The organism is Nitrosopumilus sp. K4, from assembly GCF_018128925.1.
Taxonomy (GTDB): domain Archaea; phylum Thermoproteota; class Nitrososphaeria; order Nitrososphaerales; family Nitrosopumilaceae; genus HKST03.
On record NZ_CP067007.1, the window covers coordinates 904,573 to 925,252 of the forward strand.

Here is a 20,680-nt window from a genome sequence, read left to right on the forward strand (position 1 = left end):
TTATAATTGACTGAAAACAAAGGAAGGACATGCACTGCAACAACTCAAAAATTGGGTGTTATCACGATGATTACAGGCATTACGAGGGCAACGGCAAATGCATGGTCAAAGGCTGTAAATGTGAGAAATTGGAATAGTTATTTTTGTTCTTCTTGAACAAGCAAATCCATAATCATTTGGTCATTTACAATTCCCACAACATGTTGGTAATCAAGAGACAGTACGGGCATCAAATGGAAGTGTTGTGAATTTAATTTTTGGACTGCTGAGAACAGATATTCATCTAGTGTCACATGAGCAATGTTAGGGTATACTATTTTGCCAATTTGTACCATTGAGCGCATATCTTTGGTGACTTTTTTTATCTCCTTTGGAGAAACAGCTCCCAAAAGATTTTCAGCATCATCAAATACAAGATAGGATGTTTTGTCTGCATCAGGATATTCTTGTAGGTATTCAGAAACCGTTAGGGTGTGAGGTACTCGAGTAAACTTTTCGCTCATAACATCCTCAACTTTTAGATTAGAAACAGCTTTTCTAAAATACAAGGGCATCATACCAATTTCGGAAGAGCCAATTTTGATTTGAACAATTTTTTTGAGACTCTTTTGCAATAACACACTAGATAAAACCATCATCATCAAGGTTCCAAATACCAATAAGGAAAAGAGATCTTCTTCAAGTAAATTAGAACTAAGCAATGACAACATAAGTGCCAGATCAACTGCGCCTTTTGACATTACACCATATGCTACTGCATTTGTAGGTCTCATACGTGCAAATTTGGCAGCTATGTACGAACCAAAGAATTTGACACCCACAATAACTGCCAAGAATCCCACAATAATCCAAAGGGGCAGATTCCAGAAGTTTGGAAGAAAGTGTAATCCTATTCCTGCAAAAAATATCGGAATAAAAATTCCATAACCTACAGCATGAAGACTTTTTGAAATCTCAAAGTATTCTTCTCGTGGCATTCTAGACACAGCAACGCCAAGAAGTAATGCACCAATTGCACCATGAATTCCACTTATTTCTGCAAAATAGGCAACAAGAAGGATAAAACCAACTACTGCGGCAAAATAGATCTCCTTTGCTTTGAGATGTTTCTTTATTCCACGCATAATGCGAGGTAAAACAAAGACAGAGAATGCACCAGCAACACCAAAGAAGATTATCATTTTTATAAACAGCCATGCAATGTCGGTAATTTCAGTAACGTCTCCAGCAGAATTAATTTGAATCATAACACTGACAAAAATAATTGCGATAAACTCCACAATAGCAGTCATAGTAAATATTTCCAGGCCCAGAGTAGAACGGAGTTTTCCAAGATCAGTTAAGATTTTTGCAGTAACGCCAAGACTCGAAGCACCTATCACAGATGCAATTGCAAATGCATTTACAAACTCCATGTCAGTTGCAATACCTAATGCAGATGCAGCACTAAACGGAACTAAAAACGCAACAGCAGCTCCTGCAAAAATTCTTTTTCTCAAAACTCTAAAAAGACCAGGAACATCGATTTCTTCTAATCCAATTAAGAAAAACAAAAAGAAGACACCAATGGATATAAACAACTCAATTTCATCAATCGGCTCAACTAATGCAAAAAGTGCAGGTCCAACAATTATTCCTGCAATAACATTTCCAAGAATTGTGGGTTGTTTTATTCTATGAAGTAATTCACCAAATAACTTTGCAGATAAAATCAGAACCCCAATGTAGAGAATTGCCTCAAACGTCAATTTTGTTAATCAATATCTCCTAGTTTAACGAAGACAATTTATTTTCAAGATCAATTATCGTCTTTTGATACATTTCTTCTTTTGATTTTGCAAAGTCTTTATGGTCTTGAATGATTTGATATAACGCTTCCTTGTATGCAGAATCACCCTCCTTTAGAACATCACACGAATCAAGATCGAGGACATGACCAGTAACAGTTGCCATGGCTCCTTTCTGATTAAATTTAACAATCCCACCAAATGCCTCAATTAACATAAAACCAGACTCTGCCTTGCATTTGTATGACACCCTACCAGTCTCAGTGTTAAATAACTGAGTAATCCCTCCAGGCATCTTTTGGACGATAACTGTCATGGATTATCACCAAAATATCGAATATTAATGATTTTAGAAAAAAGAATCTATGCTGGAGCGTCAGCTGGTGCGGTTGCCTCTGCTGCCAGAATTTTGTCAATTTCATTGATTGCAAGTTTATCTCTTCCAATCAATTCGAATTTTTGTAACAAAGTCTCAAACTTTGTTTCTTCTTGAACTTGTTCGTTGACAAACCATTCTAGAAATGCATATGTAGAATGATCCTTGTCTTTTTGCGCAATTTCAACCATTTTGTGAATTGCAGCAGTTACTACCTGCTCATTTTTTAGGGACGTCTTAAGAGTAGTCTCAAGGGACTTGTAGTTTCCAGAAGGGGCCTTTATTGCAGGTATTGTTGCAGGAATTCCCAAGTCGTTTAGATAGTGAACTACCTTCAACATGTGAGTTCTTTCCTCATCAGATTGTGCATAAAAGAAACTTGCTCCTCCATCATAGCCTGTAACTTCACACCAAGAAGCCATTGCTAAGTAAGTATTAGATGCATTTGCTTCAAGTGCAATCTGGTCGTTTAATGCTTTTTCCATGTTTTTTGAAATTTTCATTAGTCAGTTGTTCTCATCATAATTAAAAATACTTTCGTTAGTTTCAGCTAAATTTTCAATCATACAAAAACAGAGAAAAATCGTATCGCAATGAAAAACAATGCAAATCCAGACAGAAATACAATACCACCAATGCTTAAAACTTTTAGCCAAAATGATGGCTGGTGTTCTTTGTCCAAAGATTGTCCAGTTACTAACTTGTAATTAAAAATTGCAATTATAGGTGCAATCACAAAGGATAAAACAGTAGCAAAATCAACCAGTTGTTTCAAATTGTCATTAAACTGCAAAACTACAAACAAAGAACCAATAGAAAGCATTAACAGAAATAAAATGTAAAATGCCCTAATTTTTGTTCTGATTAGTTGTTCTTTTGAGGTAAAAATCAATTCGATAGTTCTTTGTAATGATCTTGAATAACCATCAAAGATTGCAAGGATTGTTCCAAACATCACAGTAAATGCAGAAGCTGAAATGATTACATAGCTCCAATCACCTATTGTTTGAGTGTATAATGTAACAATTTTCTGTGCAAAAAGCGCATTGTTGTTAGGCAATTCCTCTCCAGAACCATAAAAAATGAAAGCACCAAGAGTCACAAACATCACAGCAAGAATACCAGTAACAACATATGCTAATCGAAATTCAAACAAAGTTTCTTTAAGTTTTGGTCTGTAATTTGTCTGCTTCATTCGCTCCAGAGTCCACAAGCTATTCCAGCTTGAAAGATCAACTGCAGTTGGCATCCACCCCATCAAAGCCAGTAAGAAAAAGATTCCCGATACAGTCCACAGATCCTGAGGGATAAATCCAGATACAGGCTCAATCGGACCAACCCACAAAGTTATTAAAAATGCAGAAATTGTGGAGACAAGCAATGTAATTGCTACAATCTTTATCAAGCCATCAAGTGCATTGTATTTTCCAATTGCCAAAACAGACACACATATTGCAAATAAAATTATGATTGTCCACTCTCCAAGAAAATTAATTCCAAACAGATTCTCAAAAAACCCCGCCGTAACAAACCCAACAGCACCGGTAACAAAAAACATAGAAGCAATTGTTAAAAGAAAATACAGCCACAAGGCAGGCATTCCTAATTTTTTATATCCATCTATGATGCTGGTTTGAGTTACATTTGCATATCTTGATCCATATTCAAAAAAAGGGTATTTCATAGCCATTACCAAAATTACAAATCCAATCAATAGCAACCCATAATCAGCACCTGCTCTTGTAGATTGAACTAAATGAGACACGCCTATTGCAGTACTTGCAAAAAGCACACCAGGGCCTGCAGTCTTTGAAAAAGATGAAAGTTTGTCGTTCATTTTAATAAATGAAAGAAAGGTACGATATAACAAATTATCAGAATTTAAAAAGTAACTCAAAGTTAAATATAAGAAAAAATTATTTTTCTCATGCTTTTTGGAGTATTTGCAATACATAGTCCAGAATCATGTCCAATGAACAATAAAGAGAGCAGAGAAATGTTCATGCAAATTCAAGACAAAATCGAAGCTAATCTAGAAAGTTTCAAAGTATCAAAGATTCTAGGATTCTACATGTCTGTGCTGGAGCATGAATGGATCATCATCTTAGATGCAGATAATTCACACGATATTGAAAAACTCTGCATAGAAGTCGGAATTTCATCTGTAAGTACTGTGAAAATTGTTCCAATCAACATGTATTCAGATGCAATAGAAAAAATGAAGTCACTATAGCATCAATTTTTTATTTTTTATATCTAAAACATCCCACAGTATGATCATTGATCATGCCTACTGCCTGCATTAGGGCATAACATATTGTGGGTCCAACAAAAGTAAAACCTCGTTTTTTTAGATCCTTGCTTAGTTTTTCAGAAAGGGGAGTAGATGCAGGAATTTCAGATAGTTTTCTGAATTTATTTTTGATGGGCCTGTAATTTACAAACCCCCACAAGTATTTGTCAAAAGAGCCAAATTCCTTTTGAACCTTAAGAAATTGTTTGGCGTTGTTTACTGCAGATGTTATTTTTAGTCTGTTTCGAATTATCGAGTCATCTAAAAGCAGTTTTGAGAGTTTTTTCTCATCAAATCTTGCAACTTTTTTTGGATCAAAGTTTGAAAAAGCCTTTCTGTATCCCTCCCTTCGGTTTAGAATTGTAACCCAAGAAAGTCCAGCTTGTGCGCCTTCAAGAATCAAAAATTCAAATAATTTCTGATCATCATGGACAGGTCTGCCCCATTCATCATCATGATATGAAATGTTTGGTTCATCTTTTGCCCATTGACATCGATTCATGATTAAAAAAACAATTTCAGATTCAAATATCTTTGTAACTTGTCAATATTAATAATCACAATTGAGATATCAAAATCGTGAAACTAAATCAACAGTTATTTCAGATTAATCGAAATTTTCTAATCTGTTTTATTGTCTCATCTTCACTTTCTGCAATAACAGCTCAATTACTTTCAGAATATGAAAGCCACATAGTCACAACAATAACAATTGTGATTGGATACACCATTTACTTTGGAATTTTTTCATTTCTTTTTTACATGGACAATAGAAGGCGTTACAGCCAAATGAAAAAAGGTTTGATTAAAAAAGAGATCCTCAGTTTAATTTCTTCATTTGGGATTGGAGAAATCGTATACCTAGGCATAAGATGGCCCACCCTATACTATTTTCTTGAAATCAACATAGAGGCTTTTGCTGCTTCGTTAATTTCAGAAGGCATTGCAACTGTATGTTACATGGCATCTGTAACAATTTTTTTGAGAAAAACAAAGACGTTTTAGACTATAAATTTTCTTTTAGAAAACGCAAGGTCTTTTGCCATGCATCCTGTGATGCATCGGGTGCAAATCTTTCACCTGAAGGGTTTGCAAATGCATGGTCAACTCCAGGATAGATATGAATTTCGTTTTGGATGGATAATTCATCTAGTGTTGATTTGAATTCATTAACATTATCTGGTGTAATTCCCCTATCAAGTTCTGCAAATATTCCTAAAACGGGCCAAGATATGACAGAAAGGGATTCAACATCAGATGTTACAGAACCATAGTAAATCACAGTTGCATCCATGGAATTATTGTTTAATGCAAGAATAAGGGATTGGCCACCACCAAAGCACCATCCAATAGAACCAATTCGGTTTATAGAAAAATTTTCTTCAACATAAGAAACTGCGGCATTCATGTTTTGAATGCCTTGCTGTTTGTCAAAGGATGAAACTAGGCGTCTTGCTTCCTCAGAAGTGGTCCCAACTTTGCCATTGTAAAGATCAACTGCTAAAACAACATAACCATGAGATGCAAGTTTGTCTGCCATATCTTTGATGTTTTGATTCAATCCCCACCACTCATGAATCATAATTACGCCTGGGAAATCCCCATCAGATGAAGGTTTGGCAAGATAGCCATTTGTAGATTGAAAATAGTTCACATTTTCGGAGATTGTTTCAAATTTTCCTGTCTTGAAAATTTTAGAATTGTTATTCCCTAACGAATAGTCAGGCAACACATGGATAGCCCATCCACGCTGAATTAATTTTTCAACAGATGAGAAATTGACGCATGCAGGCATTCCAGTTGTTTGTTTCAACACTAATTCCTTTCCTTCAGTACAGGTAACATTTGCAGGATCTTGTCCTGCTTTTATCTGCTTTAAGGGAGGAGGAAAATAAGCAATTGTTTGTGCCTCAGCATAAGACACAATTCCAATTGAAAATACCAAAAACAAAATAAAAAATGAAAGAAGTTTCATCAGTTAGTCATAAGAACAAATTAGATTTAAAGTATCTTTTAGATATGTGTTAAAACACATTTGGTCATTGGATTATACAAATCTCATAATAGGTGCAATTATCGTTAGCACAGGAGTTGTCATCGTATTTGTTGGAAATTACTTTTCAAAGAAAATAGGTAATATTCATGTGGTGATTTACTTTATGGGGGCATTTGTGATTTTTGGAGGAGTCTTGTTACTGTTATTATTTGACAAGCCGTCTATTTTTTAGAAATTATTTGTTAAGGGATTTATTTTGGTTTGCAGTGTGATCTTTGGCATTATGTTCTGTCAGTTCAGATTGGACAGTGGTTTTGAAATCACATAGTTTGCAGAAATATGTTTTTGTCATGATGTTTTTTGCTTTAGAGGCAGCACGTGCAACAATAATTGTCAAGATTACTGCAATAATTGTCACCACAAGTGCATACAAAATCATAGGTCCTACTTGGTCTTGGGTTCCAAAGAGTTCTTTGAATAATAATTTAATTGCGTCGTTCCAAGCCAATGCTGCAACTAAACCAAAGGCAGCAGCAACAAGAGCCGAAATTTTATCTAAAATTTCTTGCTTTACTGAAGGGGGTTTCTCGTCCTCACCCATTTTCTACTATTTTTTCTAAAATACAATCTATAAAAACATGCATAAAATATCAAAGCATGAGTTGTATGCTTATTGCAAGTGCTATAAGCACAAAGGTTGCAGCTGCAATTTTTGAAGTTTGCATGAAGTTTCGCTTTTGAATCCTGATTTATAATTTTAGGTCAAAAAAGACAAGTAACAAGCACAGAGAAGGAATTTGAGAACACACTTGAGTTATGAAGATTATGCCACACCAGGAGTAGGCATAGATGCAGGTTTTCCAGATGTCTGTTCAAAGTATTTTTTAGTATCTTCGATCATTTTTTGATTTTCCTTGCTAATCTTTTCTAACCTTTCTTCAAATTTTTCAGTCTCAATTTGTACATTAATGATTTCAGCCATAGTTTTGATGGATTTTATTATAGCATCATCATCAGGCAACATCATTCTACAAGTAGTATACAAAACAATACAAGGCACGTCTGAATCCTTTAATGCAGATATGGCTCCAGCATCAGTGCCAAGAATTGTTGCATGGGGGATAATGGGCAAGTTGTATTTTTCCAAAAACGGTTTAGAGTCAGAAGTGATTGCCAATCCATATGAAGTAGGTCCATGTTTGTAATTGTCGCCAACTTCCAAACCTCTTGGAATGATTATTTTTTCAATCCCATTGTCTTTTGCAAATTTTATAGAGTTCTTTACAAAATCATAAGCAGATACAATATTTAGTGGAAAACCAGCCAAAATTGCATACACGTTATCCTTGTTGTATATTCTATTGGGGCCAAAAATTTCACCATTTTTTATGACATATGACGGAGAGATTTCTGCAATCTCCAACTCTCCAACATCTTTCATTTGTAATTGAGATACAAGATAAGACGTGGCAAATGCTCCAACCAGTCCGACACTTGGAAATGCCACAATCAATAATTTTTCATCTTGGGAAGCCATACAAAGATAGAGTTTTGCCACAATTTAAAAATCACTAAAAGATTGGTCGTGCCCCTGTTTGTTGGAAGGTTTGAGTTTAGACATGATACATCCAAAGTCAACACAATTTTTGAGAAGTATAAGAACACGCTCAAAAATTCTGTGTTTGTTTAATGTTTAAAACTAATTTTTCATCATAGAGAATTTTCATAAACATAGTTTTGGACAAAGCCATGGCTTTGATTCCACAAGTAATCAAAATAGTCCAAACACCATTCTCTAAAAGAATCATCAGAGCTTACCAACATCGTTCTCAAATCCAGTTCACCGTCAACTCCAGGAAATATTAAAGAACACAGATCTTCAGAAACCCACATCATTATGTTTAATTTGTCAATCATTCTTCTTTCCATCAGTCCTTTTCGGACAAGTTGTTCTTCGCCAAGCGTTCCTTGAAGAGACTTCCAGCCAGGAGGCAAAGTCATGTCTTTTGCCAAAATAAAAGACATTTTAACATCGTGTTTTTTAAAATGAGGAATGGCAATTTTGTACGTATCTAAAGATATGACATTAGTGCAATGTTTCACATATTCTTTTGTATGAAGAATGATTTTTTTGTAAAGTTCTATATTGTTTACAAATCCACGGGAGACTTTACAGTTTTGTAAATCACCAATTCTTTTGATGAATTTGGAAGGAAGAAACATCAATGAATGGTTTTTCAGATATTCTTGTTTTTCCTGCAAAAAATCAAAACCGGATAGTAAATCCAGTGCAATCATGCCTCTTTCAGTCAATGACAGGCAATAATCAGAATTTTTTTTAATCAAATTAAGAGATTGCAATTTCAACAAGTGTCTTTGTGTTCCCGGAAAGCTGATTTTCAGTTGCTTGGCAATGGAAGTAGATTTCATTGGTTTTTTTGAGAGAATATGTAGGATTTTCAGACTCGTATCGCCAACAATATCATGTAAAAGATGTGAATTTTTCATAACATATGGACCTCACCACATGACACATCTAAGCAAGTTGCAACATCATAAAACATACCAGTCATGTTCATTTTTCTTCATTAAGATATTTAGAACTAAACATACATGTTTACTAAATATTTTATTCTATTAGGAAACGGCTAATCTGTGAAGTATGTAAAAGATGACTCAATTGAGGACATGCCAGTATGTGATTGCTGTCTTTCAAAAATAGAGTTTCTACCATACAGGATAGTCAGTCTTGTCGACCAGCGTGACATCCCAAAAGTGCTCCACTTTCATTATTTTTACCCCTGCTGGGATCTACAGCAATTCTTTCAAAGATATACAGACCACAAGATAGTCTCAGTAGGGTTTTCGTGTCACGAGTCGTTACTTGAAAAGCCACACATAATAAGAAACATGAAACACAATCTTGATCTATGGGATTAAGGTTGTAGGTAAAGATCACAATGAAGAACGATTCCAGGATAGTACAAAGGTAAAATAAGGCGACAAGATAGTTTTCAGAAATTCATCCATTTCCGTCGGTCATAATTTTTGTTCTGTCATATACAATCCAACAGGTTATTTCTAGCAGTATTGAGATGGTTTCTTTGTGTTTCATTTAGTTCTGGTTTTTCTTAGTTTTAAGGAAACAAAAATCACAGTGGCAATAACACCTATTGCAACATACAACATAGTGTGAGGGTCTTCGAGCAATATAGATACCACATCAGAGGGATTTATCATGAAATTCATTTTCACAAAGTAGCAAATAAAATAGAAACACATATTTCATAAGTGGAAAAGACTAAACGAATTTGCACCTAAGTAGAAATTAATTTTAGAGATTAATTCACAGTGACTGAGGCATTTGCCCAGGGATGAATCATGCAAAAATAAGCATACTCGCCAGATTCTTCAAATTTGTGTGAAAAAGTTTTGCCAGACATTACGAGTCCACTGTCAAATTTTCCATCAGGGCCATTAACAATATCTCCACTGGTTACAGTATGGGCAGAAGAGTCATCATTTCTCCAAATTACTTCTCCACCTTTGAAGATTATCAACGATGGTGGATCATAACATTTGTCAACATCATCACATCCAGGTACAGATGTTCCTGCTGGAATGCTTACCAGTCTTGAAGGTAGTTTTGATGTAGTAAGTTCTTTAGCTGTTTTACCAATATCTTTTGTTTCTTTTACAATATCTTGGGTTTTTTCTGAGACGTCCTTCATTACTTTAGTGCCTGATTCAGAAAGTTCTTTGATTTTTTCTGTAGTTTTTTTAGTGACATCTTTAATTGGTTCAGTGGATTTTCCTATTGTGACAGGAATGTCTTGAGGAGAGCCAGTACCACCAGTCATGGTAAAACCTACAGCTGCTGCAACAATTGCAATTGCAATGACAATGCCTGCCTTATCCATGGATCCCATTGAGAGTAAAAATCAATATTGTTCTAATAAAGAGAAAATACGATTTTCAATTGTGAATTCCTAGAAGTTTGAACTGTTTTGGCCACAATTCATGTTTTGAATCCAACCTAGCAAGCCTACAAGGTGGGTCTTAAAACGACATTAGCGTGAAACATAATTTTTGTTGTAAAAAATTCTTGGAGGTCCTTGATGTGACTTGTCAAGTTAGTTCAAGACTCCGAAGGTTTTACTCTTGAGAGACAAAATCAATCATTTTACATCATCAATGACTTGGATCAATTTAGTTTCGATCTCTTTTCCCATTGACTTTAATTCCGGATTTGATGCAACTGAAAGCAATTCAGTAGGTTTTGCTAAACTGATAAAATTTTCATTATTTTTCTCATATACTGCAATAGTACAGGGAAGTAGCAACCCAACATTAGGATCAGAGTCTAATGCTTGTTTTGCAGCTTGAGGGTTACAAACCTCCAGTAGTTTGTATTGGTGTGGATAATCAACTCCTTTTTTTGCAAAAATTTCCTTAAAATCTAGGGTTCCTAAAACACCAAACTTTATTTCTGAAAGTTTGGCAGTGATTTCTGAAATAACATCATCTATGTTTTTTTGAGTTTTTACAGCATAGTTAAACGTCAATGCTAGTAAGTCGGTGAATCTATGGAATATAGTTTTCTAGAAAGGTCAAATGACGACGCCTTGTCTATACCTCAACAACATAACGCTCTCATTACAATTTGAACCCTAGGTACAACAAAATCAAAAAATATTCATTTTTTAACATATGTTTTTTGTGGGATTTGAACCACATCAAGTCATCAAAAGAGCCTATGGATTTTAGTTTAGTACGGTTTGTATGTGCAATCTGTTAGTAAAATAATAAATCACGATATGTGTTTTTGAGGTAAAATAACAGTAAAGGTTGTAGGATTGTTTGTTACTTCTATTTTACCACCATGTGCCTCTGCAATTTGTTTACAACTAACTAGACCTAATCCAGTACCTGTTTGTTTAGTAGTAAACAAAGGATCAAATATTTTTAAGATTAGTTTCTCAGGAATACCAGGTCCAGAATTTTCAAAAGAGATTAAAACATTATCCGTATCTCGAGTTATTTTAATGTCTATTTTTCCAGAATCATTCATTGCTTGTATCGCATTAAGAAGAATATTTACAAAAAGAATACGTATTGCTTCAAAATCACAATAAAGAGAAACATTATTTTTGGATTTATGCACTGATATTTTTTTAGGAACAGATATTCCTGTAAAAGAGGAATCCAAAATTTCAGAGATGTTGTTTAACTTGAAATTTAGTTTCTTGGAAGCCACAAAGCCCAATACATGATCTATTTGATGTGCAATTCTACTTATTGCAGTATTTATCAGATCAAATTTGATAGTTTCTTTTTCAGATATATCAGGATATTTTGATTTTAAAATATCCACAGAAGTTTGTATAACGGCTAAAGGATTTCTAACATCGTGTGCAAATCGAGAAGAAAGTTCCCCAATCACTTTTAATTTCTCATCTTTGATAATTTTGTCAGTCTTGATTTCGTCAATTAAAAAAATTTTATCACATTTTGTGTTAAATTTCATATGATGTTTTTCTACAGATTCTATATCGGGAGCAGAACAAATACAATGCAAAATGTCTTCCTTTTCATTAAACATCATTTGATGTACTGTAACACCGAATTCATCTGCTTCATCTTCTAATCCCATAATTAATTGCTCTTTTGTGTAATCTCCCAATTTGTGCATATCCAGAAAAATAGGCATTAATCATCAGATGGAATTGGCGTTAAAAAATGCATAGGAGTTTGAGATAGGTCAAAAATACCCATAGTCTAACTGCCAATAAGGATAATCAAGGTCTCAAAAGATCCTAATCAATTCAAGACCCACGTTTAAAGAGGGCGTTGTTCCTAAGACAACTTTAGTTTTCTTTAATTTTTGAACCTTTAAGGATAACATCATCAGATCCCTCAAACTCCTTTCCATCCAAAGTTGAGCCTGTTAAAGTAATTGTTACAGTTGCTCTAGTTGGAGTACCATCTGGAAGGAACAGACAGATGTCTTGGGTATCAATGTGTAAAATTACATCTGTTAATCCATCTCGGTCAACATCTTCCAGATGGAGTTTATTATGAGATTCAGTGATTGGTGATGATTCTAGATGAAGAGATGGAGGGTCGATTTGAGTTGCATCAAAATCAGGTAAAGAAAAGATTGTAGTAGGAATTACACCCTTTGATTTACACATTATAGAATCAGGAGAAAGGTCAACAGTGATTGGTGTTATCGGGTTTTCAGCAATAATTTCTACAGAGTCAGAACTTGTATCACCATCATAGTCTGTTACAGTGCATGTTGCAGTAAATGTTCCTCCGGTTTCATATGTGTGTGAGGGGTTTTTGGATTCAGAGATTCCTCCATCACCAAAGTCCCAAGAGTATGTAAATGGAGCATTGCCAGTTGTGCTATCACATGTAAAGGAAACATCTAGTGGAGTTAGGCCTCGTGTAACATCAGATGTTACATCTGCAACTGGAGTTTCGTCAGGAATTATAAAAACAAATGTACCTAAATTGTTTGTCTCATCAGACTCATCAATTGGATTGACAGGCGTGTCTCCAGGAATTGTTGGTGGATCAAGCAAAATCTCCAAAGTGTGTTCTCCAGGAGGCAGTGATGGAAGAACAACAACATCTACTGGACATTCATTGGTGCTGGGAGGAACAGGAGGAGGAATAGGAGGTACACATCCAGCAGGAACTACAGGAAAATGTCGGTCATCAGGGAATCCATTTTCGTCATTATCAGGTCCTATACGTTCACCCAATCGGAAGATTCTTGCAAATACATCTACAGCATCCTCATCTCCTTCATTTGTTGGAGACCACGTGAAAATTACATTATTTCCAGATGGTTCAATTTCCACAGCACCGCCACCAAAGCCAAGGTCTGGTTGGAATAGTCTAAGATCAACAGAAGTAGTGCCTTCGTCAGTATCACCGTCTGCATCCGTTACAGTACATGTCGGATTAAAGATTCTAGGTTCAGCGTATGTGTGAACAGATATTGGTTCGTTGCTGGTAGTTCCATCATCAAAATCCCAAAAATATGTGAAAGGCTCATTGCCAGTTGTGCTTTGACAGGAAAATGTTATGGCAGTACCAACTGTAGGTGGTTCTGTTTCAAAAGTCAAAGACAGTACAACGCTTGGTGATGAATCACATGCATCCCCAACTCCATCTGAATCAGCATCAGTTTGTGAAGGATTTGGGATTAGAATACAATTATCGACATCATCAGGTATTCCATCTCCATCGGTATCAAGGATTACATTGACATCAAATGAAAATGTCGGACTTGTTGCAGGTATTACAATGTAAGGGTAAATTGGAGAGTATGTTAAGTCTAACCCAACAGATAATTCCCAGTTGTAATTTCCATTTTCTAAAACATCAAGTGGTTCTGAAGATACCAAATCTAGAGACACAAGCTCAATTGGGAATCCTGGATTAGACGAAGATTCCAGAGATGGTAAATATCTTACAGGTCGTAACTCTAAATCATTTTCCCACATCAAATCTGGTTTTGTGTCGGACACAGTTGCTCCATTTTCAGGGGAGATTAGATTTGGTATGCACAAAACTTCGTTTACAGGATTTCCTGAAATAGAGATGTATGGTTGTACACTGTCTATTTTTCCGCCGCAGTGATTATTTATTTGACCATTATTTTCAAATCCCGTAACCCATACACCCAGTAAATTAAAGTTGTTTAATACAGCTCCTGAATCAAGTATGATTGCAGCATGATCTGTACGAATGTTACCGTGATTGTTGATAGTGCCTCCAAAAATTTCTACTCTAGTAGACGTAAGATCCATGGAATCAAAATTGTTCAATACCGCATCAGGGCCATTGATGTTTAATCGGGTAGAGAATTGTATAACATTTATCGCATCGAAATTATCTATCCTACTTCCAGAATTGATATTGAAATCACTAAAACTAGAAGGATAATAAGAATTAAGTTCCAGATAACCACCAGATTCATTTATTAAAACAGAGCCTGAATTATTTTCTACAACACCATAAGAGGTCAAACGTCCGCCGTGATGTAGAATGATTGTTCCTTCATTTATTATGGTACCTTCATTAAATACAACACCATAAACAGAAAGGGTGATGCCAGAATTAACAATCAAGGTATCACCAGAGTTCACATCGAGTATACCATCAACTCTACAGGTATCAGGATTAACCCATGTTAATCCAAGGGCCTCACATGAAGCCTGATCAGATATATCTCCACTGACTGCAAATACGTCTTGAGAAAATCCAATTAGCCCGAAAACCACAATACCAAATAACAATAGTAGAAATATACCTCTCATAACCAAAATGATGAACTTATGAAATAATTTAAAGATGATCTTGTGTATGCGATCAAAGAATACAACCCTCAAAAGAATAATTGATTTTGGTTCAAGACATGAAACCAAATGGTTACGCAACCAAATCTATCATTAAATTCGATTTTGTACTGTAAACAGATGTCTCGAACCGTTTCTGCCCTCTCCTTATGAAATGTAAGAAACTTCATAACAGTTGCAAAAATCCATTGTTTTCCTTTCTCGTTTGATATCATCATAAAATGCTTTGACTGCTCTGTCAGGTCTCCATGAATCTTCATAAACGCAAAAAAGTCAGCGAGTCTTCTCTGATATCTGTCCTTAGTGATAGGGCTCTTGATTCCAAACAAGAAGTTTTCCAGTGGGTTGGTCTCATATTCTGACATTTTTTCACATCTATTAGGCTGGAAACCAATTTAAGAACCACTAAAGGTACGGGCCCGACCGGATTCGAACCGGCGACCTAACGCTCCGCAAGCGTTCGCACTATCCATGCTATGCAACGAGCCCAAAAAATTTGGTCAATGTTGGTTTAATTTGGATTACTATTATGCATCAAATCTTGTAAAAACGTAAGGAGTGTCATCAAGTTCTCTAAAAGTCCAGGCAGATGGCAAGATCACAGTATCAATTACTTGCAATCCATACTTGTGAATCAAAGTTCCCCAACCGGCTTTGGACATTGGATCTGGGGGATATTTTTGAGAAAAGGTTCCTGCAAAAACCATTCCTGTGTTAGTTGATTCAGATTTTGATTTTAAATTATCCAATACGCCAGTGGCCAAAGAGATTCCCCCCATCTGAGCCAACCCACCAATAAAGAAAAGAGGTTTTTTTAAATTCAAATGAGAATAGTCAAAGGTTGTGGCATCAGTGCAGTTTGCATCAAATTCAATTCCAGTATAATCTGAAATGGATTTTTGAAGATCTACTAGCATGTTATCAATTTCAAAGCTAAAAGAATCCATTCCCAAAACTTTGGCGCAAAATGCAATCCGTCCATCACCGGAGCCAACATCTATGAGTTCATCAAATCCAAGTTCTTTTGCATGTAAGGACATAACATATGCGGAGAGAATCCATGTTGGAGAGAAAGGAGCTCTGCTTGAACCGTGTTGAATGCTGTTTAACCAATATTTGTTAATGTCACCCTCATAAACAATACAGTTTACATCAGAAATTTTTTGTTCATATGAATTATAGTAAATCGGATTGTTTTTTGCAAAGGTATGAAGCCAATCCAAATCATTTTGTTCAATTTGAAAGGTTTCAGAGTTCAGTAATGGAATTACTTCCTGAATGTTTGCAGAGCCAGAATATGTTTTTGAAAATTCTTTTTTCAGACTAACAATATTTTGTGCAAGGGCATTAATCATTTCAAATGCCTTTGTCGTATTGCTCTACAAATTCTCTGGTGCTCATTTGTTGTCTTAATTCATCGTAAAGTTTTGCTTCATTTTCAATTTCCTCTTTTGATTTTTGAGCAGAGTTTCCAGCCTGAAGATTGTCGGTAGTTTCTTGAATGGATTTTGAGAGATTTTCCATTATTTGAGGGTGGATTTTAGAGTTGAATTCATCAGAAATTGTTTTTTCAGTTTCTGCAATTTTTTTAAGCAATGATTCGTGTTTAGTGCCATCAAGTTGTTGTTTTAACATTGTAGTCATCGACGATATATTCATGATTTGATAGTATGTTTCTACAATCTCATGAACAGACAATTTGGATTTTGTTGCATTGTTGATTAAACCAGCAAGTTTCTCAGATTCAGTCTGAAACATTCTTGAGATGTCATCAAAAGAACTCATAGTGTAAAAAGGATTTCAAATTTTTAAAAACGTTGGGTTATGCTTCTTTTTCTGCCTTGTTGACATAAACATAATTCATAATCAAGCCGGCAATTATTCCACCCAAGATTGGTGCTGCCCAATACAACCAGTGGAATTCCCAGAATCCAGAAATCAATGCAGGACCAAATGTTCTTGCAGGGTTGACAGATGCGCCAGTTAATGGAACGCCAATCAAGTGTATTAAAAATACCATACCTCCAATTGTGAATCCGTGCCATCCAGGAGAGGCTTTTTTGTGAACTGCGCTCATAAAGATTACAGTAACCAAGAAAAATGTCAGGATTGCTTCTACTGCAAATCCTGATCCAATACTGTTATTGATAAGATCACTTGGTCCGCCTTGGGTTGCAAAGTTTACTTTGGCACCAATTTCAGGCAATATTGCTTTTAGAGTGGCAGCAGCTGCTACTGCTCCAATTAATTGTGAAATAATGTAACCAATTCCATCTGCAATCCCAATCTTTCGTGTAATCATCATAGGAATTGTTACTGCAGGATTAATGTGAGCACCAGATACATGACCAAATGCGTAAATCATTAATGCAATAGCTCCTCCGTGTCCTAGTGAAATGAATAGAACAGACATTGTGGTTAATTCCTCTCCAAATGATGCAATTGCAAGAATTACTGAAAGAGGTCCGAAAAACACCAAGCCATATGTTGCGATTGCTTCTGCAAGGTATGCTCTTGGATTAACCATCAAGCAAAAGCCAATCCAATTTCCATATAAAACATTCGGACCAGATTCCTGATCACAGTCATAAAGTAATTAATTATGGAAAACTCAACAAACCATTATGATTTCAGAGGGAGACAGTGTTCCAAAATTTGAGATAAATGATGCAAACGGGGATAAAATAAAATCAACTGATCTTAAAGGCAAAAAGCATGTAATCTATTTTTATCCAAAAGATTTCACACCAGGATGCACCACAGAAGCTGATGAATTTTCAAGAGATTATAAGAAATTTCAAAAATTAGGAATTGAAATTATTGGAATAAGTCCTGATGATGTAGAGTCTCATAAAAAATTCTGTGAGAAAATGGGAATAAAATACCCATTACTTGCAGACGTAGACAAGGTTGTTTCAAAAGCGTTTGGTGTATGGGGTTTAAAAAAATTCATGGGTCGTGAATACATGGGAGTAAACAGAAGTACATTTTTGGTGGATGAGAAAGGAAAAGTTTTCAAAGTATTTCCAAAAGTAAAACCAAAAGGACATTCAGAAGAAGTACTAAAAGAATTTTCAAAATAAAGTAAAAGAAAAAGTTGTTGAAAGATTAGAAACCTTTTGGTAATGTTCCTCTAGATGTTTTTGGTTTTTCAGGTTCCGGTTTTGGTTCAAATCCTTTTGGTAATGAACCTCTTGCCTTTGCTCTTTCTGCAACTTCTTGTTCAATGATTTCAGACTCGGCTTGTTGTGCAGTTTCTTGTGCTTCTCGTTGTTCTCTCTCCAGTCGTTCCAAGTAATCTTTTTCATATTCCTCAAGTTGCTCTTGTCGTGATTTGTTTTCATCATTACTTGGAGGAGGCGCTTGTTGAGTTTGAGCTTGTGGTTTTTCTGTTCCTTTTGGCAGTGTTCCTCTTTTTGGTTTTGGAGGAGGTGCTTGTTGAGTTTGAGCTTGTGCAGCTACGCCTTCAACAGTTAAAGCTGTTCCACTAAAACTACCAAATGTTTTGGTTGGAGGATGGTATGCAAGTCTTGCTCTAGTTGCAAAGTATTGGTTTGATGGTTGTGTATATCCAGTTACCTTTGCTTTTTGTTCATTCCAATTTGATGTTGGAACTTTACCTACAGGAGCAGTTCTTCTTACAAAGTATCTGTTTGGTGCTGGTGTATATCCAGTAACTGTTGCCCTGTATTTGTGCAAGTCAGTCATTGGAGCATTCATGTATGCATTTTCAAGTGCATCTTGAATTGTTGCTGGTGGTTGTGATGTTGTCTCAGCTGGCTTTGGTGCATCTGCTGGCTTAGACTCTGCTGGTTTATCAAATCCTTTTGGCAGGGTGCCTTTTGGTTTTGTTGTTGCAGCTGGTCTTTCAGCTGGTTTTGGTGCTGGTTTTGTCTCAGCAGGCTTTGTCTCAGCTGGTTTTGGTGCTGGTTTTGTCTCAGCAGGCTTTTCTAATTGTGATGATAATTTGGATAGTTTTTCTTCGAGCTGTGCAATCTTGTCTTCAAGATCTTTCTTTGTTGCAGTCTTTGCCTTTTTAGTTGCCATTCCTTACAGTAAGAAGTGTATTGTTTATTTACATTTTGATCAAGCAGTCATCTAGTTTGTAAATATTACAAAATACAAGATCAATCATGTAAAAAAATTCATCATAAATTATTAAGACATGTAATCCCAGATATGGGAATCAATCAGGTTCCCAGAACTGCATTACAAACAAGCAATTATTACATCTCCACAAGCGTACATGAATACCATTATCAATATCAGATACATATTTTCCATTTTCCAATTTAGTGACACGTGGAAGATAACTCAGTTCAGGATTTTCAAGCCATTCATTTTGCCCACAGTTAGGACATTTAATTTTTGGAGGCACAATATACCACATACATAATCAAAGAATAGTGTTACGATGAAAAATAGAAAATAAAGAAGTTATTGAATTAGAATCCTTTTGGCAGTGTTCCTCTTTTTGGTTTTGGAGGAGGTGCTTGTTGAGTTTGAGCTTGTGCAGCTACGCCTTCAACAGTTAAAGCTGTTCCACTAAAACTACCAAATGTTTTGGTTGGAGGATGGTATGCAAGTCTTGCTCTAGTTGCAAAGTATTGGTTTGATGGTTGTGTATATCCAGTTACCTTTGCTTTTTGTTCATTCCAATTTGATGTTGGAACTTTACCTACAGGAGCAGTTCTTCTTACAAAGTATCTGTTTGGTGCTGGTGTATATCCAGTAACTGTTGCCCTGTATTTGTGCAAGTCAGTCATTGGAGCATTCATGTATGCATTTTCAAGTGCATCTTGAATTGTTGCTGGTGGTTGTGATGTTGTCTCAGCTGGCTTTGGTGCATCTGCTGGCTTAGACTCTGCTGGTTTATCAAATCCTTTTGGCAGGGTGCCTTTTGGTTTTGTTGTTGCAGCTGGTCTTTCAGCTGGTTTTGGTGCTGGTTTTGTCTCAGCAGGCTTTGTCTCAGCTGGTTTTGGTGCTGGTTTTGTCTCAGCAGGCTTTGTCTCAGCTGGTTTTGGTGCTGGAGTTTCAAGTTGTGTAGATAATTTGTTTAACTTAGCTTCTAATTCTGCAATCTTGTCTTCAAGATCTTTCTTTGTTTGCTTTTTAGCAGCTACCATTTAACTGGGTTGAATAACCGGGGTTTATTTACATTTGGGTTGATTCCCATCGACAAACCTTGATCAAGTTTTATAAGCATAAAAGAACAACTCATGGCAATGGATGACTTTGAAAAAGAATACCCAGGATTTGATTGGAAAAATACTCCTGCCTACAAGCATCCAGGGGGAAAAGATTGCCCATGTCCAAAACATGAGTACATCAGAGAACAGATCAATTTTACAAAACAAGTAAACGAAAAAGGAAAAGAAGCTTCAAAGGTAACTCTCAAGTTTTGTCCCGATCATTACAGAGTATACATGGACGAGGTAATTCCTTCAATGCCTATGAAATACAAGATACTAACAAAGATCGCATTAAAGCTTGGAGCAATTCAAGTGGAGCAGTTAAAGTACATGGAATCAGAACTATGTTTTTACTGTAAATTTGGTTCAGGTGGACATGAAAAGAAAACAGAGCTTCCACCAATGTAAAAGTCAATCAGGAGTCAGTAAAATTTTTGGTTTGTTCGGTGTGTCATGATGGCAACGTTTTCCACATAACGGGCATCGCTTTCTATCCAAGAAGACACATTGACAGATATGAGAATCAAGATAAGACTTTGCAGGTTTGTTGGGCTCTCCGGTTCCGTTACAAAAAGGGCATTCAGAATCCAATAGATCAATAGTTCCGGTTCCGTTGCATACTGCGCATTTATCATCTGCCATGAGTAATTTTACAAAAGCA

At 35.8% G+C, this 20,680-nt stretch carries 26 protein-coding genes and 1 tRNA gene; 5 read left to right on the top strand and 22 right to left on the bottom strand.

The window, feature by feature from the left end:
• Window positions 1–137: 137 nt before the first annotated feature.
• Genes NsoK4_RS05440 through NsoK4_RS05455 form a run of 4 tightly spaced genes read right to left on the bottom strand, consistent with a single transcriptional unit; the run spans window position 138 to window position 4,000 of the window.
• Window positions 138–1,748, bottom strand: a complete 1,611-nt coding sequence (locus tag NsoK4_RS05440; RefSeq protein ID WP_211685916.1) for a cation:proton antiporter — start codon at window positions 1,746–1,748, stop codon at window positions 138–140.
• Window positions 1,749–1,767: 19 nt separating this feature from the next.
• Window positions 1,768–2,103: a hypothetical protein gene (locus NsoK4_RS05445; protein ID WP_211685918.1), complete on the bottom strand. Its 336-nt coding sequence runs from the start codon at window positions 2,101–2,103 to the stop codon at window positions 1,768–1,770.
• A 47-nt stretch (window positions 2,104–2,150) separates the two neighbouring features.
• Window positions 2,151–2,666, bottom strand: a complete 516-nt coding sequence (locus NsoK4_RS05450; protein WP_211685921.1) for a ferritin — start codon at window positions 2,664–2,666, stop codon at window positions 2,151–2,153.
• Window positions 2,667–2,725: 59 nt separating this feature from the next.
• The gene (locus NsoK4_RS05455) at window positions 2,726–4,000 is read right to left on the bottom strand and encodes an NRAMP family divalent metal transporter (protein ID WP_211685923.1); all 1,275 of its coding nucleotides are present in this window, start codon (window positions 3,998–4,000) and stop codon (window positions 2,726–2,728) included.
• 90 nt (window positions 4,001–4,090) lie between these two features.
• Here NsoK4_RS05455 and NsoK4_RS05460 point away from each other — a divergent pair, with 90 nt between their 5' ends.
• Complete coding sequence (locus NsoK4_RS05460) at window positions 4,091–4,396, top strand: hypothetical protein (protein WP_211685925.1); 306 nt, start codon at window positions 4,091–4,093, stop codon at window positions 4,394–4,396.
• 10 nt (window positions 4,397–4,406) lie between these two features.
• On the opposite strand, the gene NsoK4_RS05465 is transcribed toward NsoK4_RS05460, so the two are convergent.
• A complete protein-coding gene (locus tag NsoK4_RS05465; RefSeq protein WP_211685928.1) occupies window positions 4,407–4,958 on the bottom strand; it encodes a DNA-3-methyladenine glycosylase I in 552 nt (183 codons plus the stop codon).
• Between the two features lie 77 nt (window positions 4,959–5,035).
• Here NsoK4_RS05465 and NsoK4_RS05470 point away from each other — a divergent pair, with 77 nt between their 5' ends.
• Entirely contained in the window at window positions 5,036–5,461 is a 426-nt protein-coding gene (locus tag NsoK4_RS05470) for a hypothetical protein (RefSeq protein ID WP_211685930.1), read from the top strand.
• Window position 5,462: 1 nt separating this feature from the next.
• Here NsoK4_RS05470 and NsoK4_RS05475 read toward each other — a convergent pair whose 3' ends face one another.
• Complete coding sequence (locus NsoK4_RS05475; protein ID WP_211685933.1) at window positions 5,463–6,431, bottom strand: dienelactone hydrolase family protein; 969 nt, start codon at window positions 6,429–6,431, stop codon at window positions 5,463–5,465.
• 67 nt (window positions 6,432–6,498) lie between these two features.
• Between NsoK4_RS05475 and NsoK4_RS05480 the strand changes: the two genes are divergently transcribed.
• Window positions 6,499–6,684, top strand: coding sequence for a hypothetical protein (locus tag NsoK4_RS05480; RefSeq protein ID WP_211685935.1), 186 nt, complete (start codon window positions 6,499–6,501; stop codon window positions 6,682–6,684).
• Between the two features lie 3 nt (window positions 6,685–6,687).
• On the opposite strand, the gene NsoK4_RS05485 is transcribed toward NsoK4_RS05480, so the two are convergent.
• The 12 genes from NsoK4_RS05485 to NsoK4_RS05540 form a co-directional block, all read right to left on the bottom strand.
• Entirely contained in the window at window positions 6,688–7,053 is a 366-nt protein-coding gene (locus tag NsoK4_RS05485; protein ID WP_211685937.1) for a DUF5654 family protein, read from the bottom strand.
• A 222-nt stretch (window positions 7,054–7,275) separates the two neighbouring features.
• Window positions 7,276–7,989: a PAC2 family protein gene (locus NsoK4_RS05490; RefSeq protein WP_211685938.1), complete on the bottom strand. Its 714-nt coding sequence runs from the start codon at window positions 7,987–7,989 to the stop codon at window positions 7,276–7,278.
• Window positions 7,990–8,162: 173 nt separating this feature from the next.
• The gene (locus tag NsoK4_RS05495; RefSeq protein ID WP_211685940.1) at window positions 8,163–8,960 is read right to left on the bottom strand and encodes a winged helix-turn-helix domain-containing protein; all 798 of its coding nucleotides are present in this window, start codon (window positions 8,958–8,960) and stop codon (window positions 8,163–8,165) included.
• Between the two features lie 833 nt (window positions 8,961–9,793).
• On the bottom strand, window positions 9,794–10,381 hold the full coding sequence (locus NsoK4_RS05500) for a plastocyanin/azurin family copper-binding protein (protein ID WP_211685943.1): 588 nt from the start codon (window positions 10,379–10,381) through the stop codon (window positions 9,794–9,796).
• Between the two features lie 249 nt (window positions 10,382–10,630).
• Window positions 10,631–11,017 (bottom strand): DUF302 domain-containing protein, encoded by a 387-nt coding sequence (locus NsoK4_RS05505; RefSeq protein WP_211685944.1) that lies wholly within the window; start codon window positions 11,015–11,017, stop codon window positions 10,631–10,633.
• A gap of 245 nt (window positions 11,018–11,262) precedes the next feature.
• The gene (locus tag NsoK4_RS05510) at window positions 11,263–12,144 is read right to left on the bottom strand and encodes a PAS domain-containing sensor histidine kinase (protein ID WP_249111190.1); all 882 of its coding nucleotides are present in this window, start codon (window positions 12,142–12,144) and stop codon (window positions 11,263–11,265) included.
• Window positions 12,145–12,319: 175 nt separating this feature from the next.
• On the bottom strand, window positions 12,320–14,767 hold the full coding sequence (locus NsoK4_RS05515; protein ID WP_211685948.1) for a PKD domain-containing protein: 2,448 nt from the start codon (window positions 14,765–14,767) through the stop codon (window positions 12,320–12,322).
• Between the two features lie 89 nt (window positions 14,768–14,856).
• Complete coding sequence (locus NsoK4_RS05520) at window positions 14,857–15,192, bottom strand: hypothetical protein (protein WP_211685950.1); 336 nt, start codon at window positions 15,190–15,192, stop codon at window positions 14,857–14,859.
• A gap of 49 nt (window positions 15,193–15,241) precedes the next feature.
• A tRNA-Arg gene (locus NsoK4_RS05525) sits at window positions 15,242–15,316 on the bottom strand.
• Window positions 15,317–15,354: 38 nt separating this feature from the next.
• Window positions 15,355–16,182: a hypothetical protein gene (locus NsoK4_RS05530; protein WP_211685952.1), complete on the bottom strand. Its 828-nt coding sequence runs from the start codon at window positions 16,180–16,182 to the stop codon at window positions 15,355–15,357.
• A 1-nt stretch (window position 16,183) separates the two neighbouring features.
• A complete protein-coding gene (locus NsoK4_RS05535; protein WP_211685954.1) occupies window positions 16,184–16,612 on the bottom strand; it encodes a hypothetical protein in 429 nt (142 codons plus the stop codon).
• A 37-nt stretch (window positions 16,613–16,649) separates the two neighbouring features.
• Complete coding sequence (locus NsoK4_RS05540; RefSeq protein WP_211685956.1) at window positions 16,650–17,354, bottom strand: MIP/aquaporin family protein; 705 nt, start codon at window positions 17,352–17,354, stop codon at window positions 16,650–16,652.
• Window positions 17,355–17,451: 97 nt separating this feature from the next.
• Between NsoK4_RS05540 and bcp the strand changes: the two genes are divergently transcribed.
• Complete coding sequence (bcp, locus tag NsoK4_RS05545; RefSeq protein ID WP_211685959.1) at window positions 17,452–17,910, top strand: thioredoxin-dependent thiol peroxidase; 459 nt, start codon at window positions 17,452–17,454, stop codon at window positions 17,908–17,910.
• Between the two features lie 25 nt (window positions 17,911–17,935).
• Here the strand turns inward: bcp and NsoK4_RS05550 are convergent, their stop codons facing one another.
• From NsoK4_RS05550 to NsoK4_RS05560, 3 genes are all read right to left on the bottom strand, one after another.
• Window positions 17,936–18,874 (bottom strand): trans-sialidase, encoded by a 939-nt coding sequence (locus NsoK4_RS05550; protein ID WP_211685961.1) that lies wholly within the window; start codon window positions 18,872–18,874, stop codon window positions 17,936–17,938.
• A 139-nt stretch (window positions 18,875–19,013) separates the two neighbouring features.
• Entirely contained in the window at window positions 19,014–19,205 is a 192-nt protein-coding gene (locus tag NsoK4_RS05555) for a hypothetical protein (RefSeq protein WP_249110996.1), read from the bottom strand.
• A 67-nt stretch (window positions 19,206–19,272) separates the two neighbouring features.
• The gene (locus NsoK4_RS05560) at window positions 19,273–19,953 is read right to left on the bottom strand and encodes a trans-sialidase (RefSeq protein ID WP_211685965.1); all 681 of its coding nucleotides are present in this window, start codon (window positions 19,951–19,953) and stop codon (window positions 19,273–19,275) included.
• 99 nt (window positions 19,954–20,052) lie between these two features.
• On the opposite strand from NsoK4_RS05560, the gene NsoK4_RS05565 reads away from it, so the two are divergent.
• The gene (locus NsoK4_RS05565; RefSeq protein WP_211685967.1) at window positions 20,053–20,427 is read left to right on the top strand and encodes a hypothetical protein; all 375 of its coding nucleotides are present in this window, start codon (window positions 20,053–20,055) and stop codon (window positions 20,425–20,427) included.
• 3 nt (window positions 20,428–20,430) lie between these two features.
• Here the strand turns inward: NsoK4_RS05565 and NsoK4_RS05570 are convergent, their stop codons facing one another.
• Window positions 20,431–20,661, bottom strand: a complete 231-nt coding sequence (locus NsoK4_RS05570) for a hypothetical protein (RefSeq protein WP_211685969.1) — start codon at window positions 20,659–20,661, stop codon at window positions 20,431–20,433.
• Window positions 20,662–20,680: the final 19 nt, after the last annotated feature.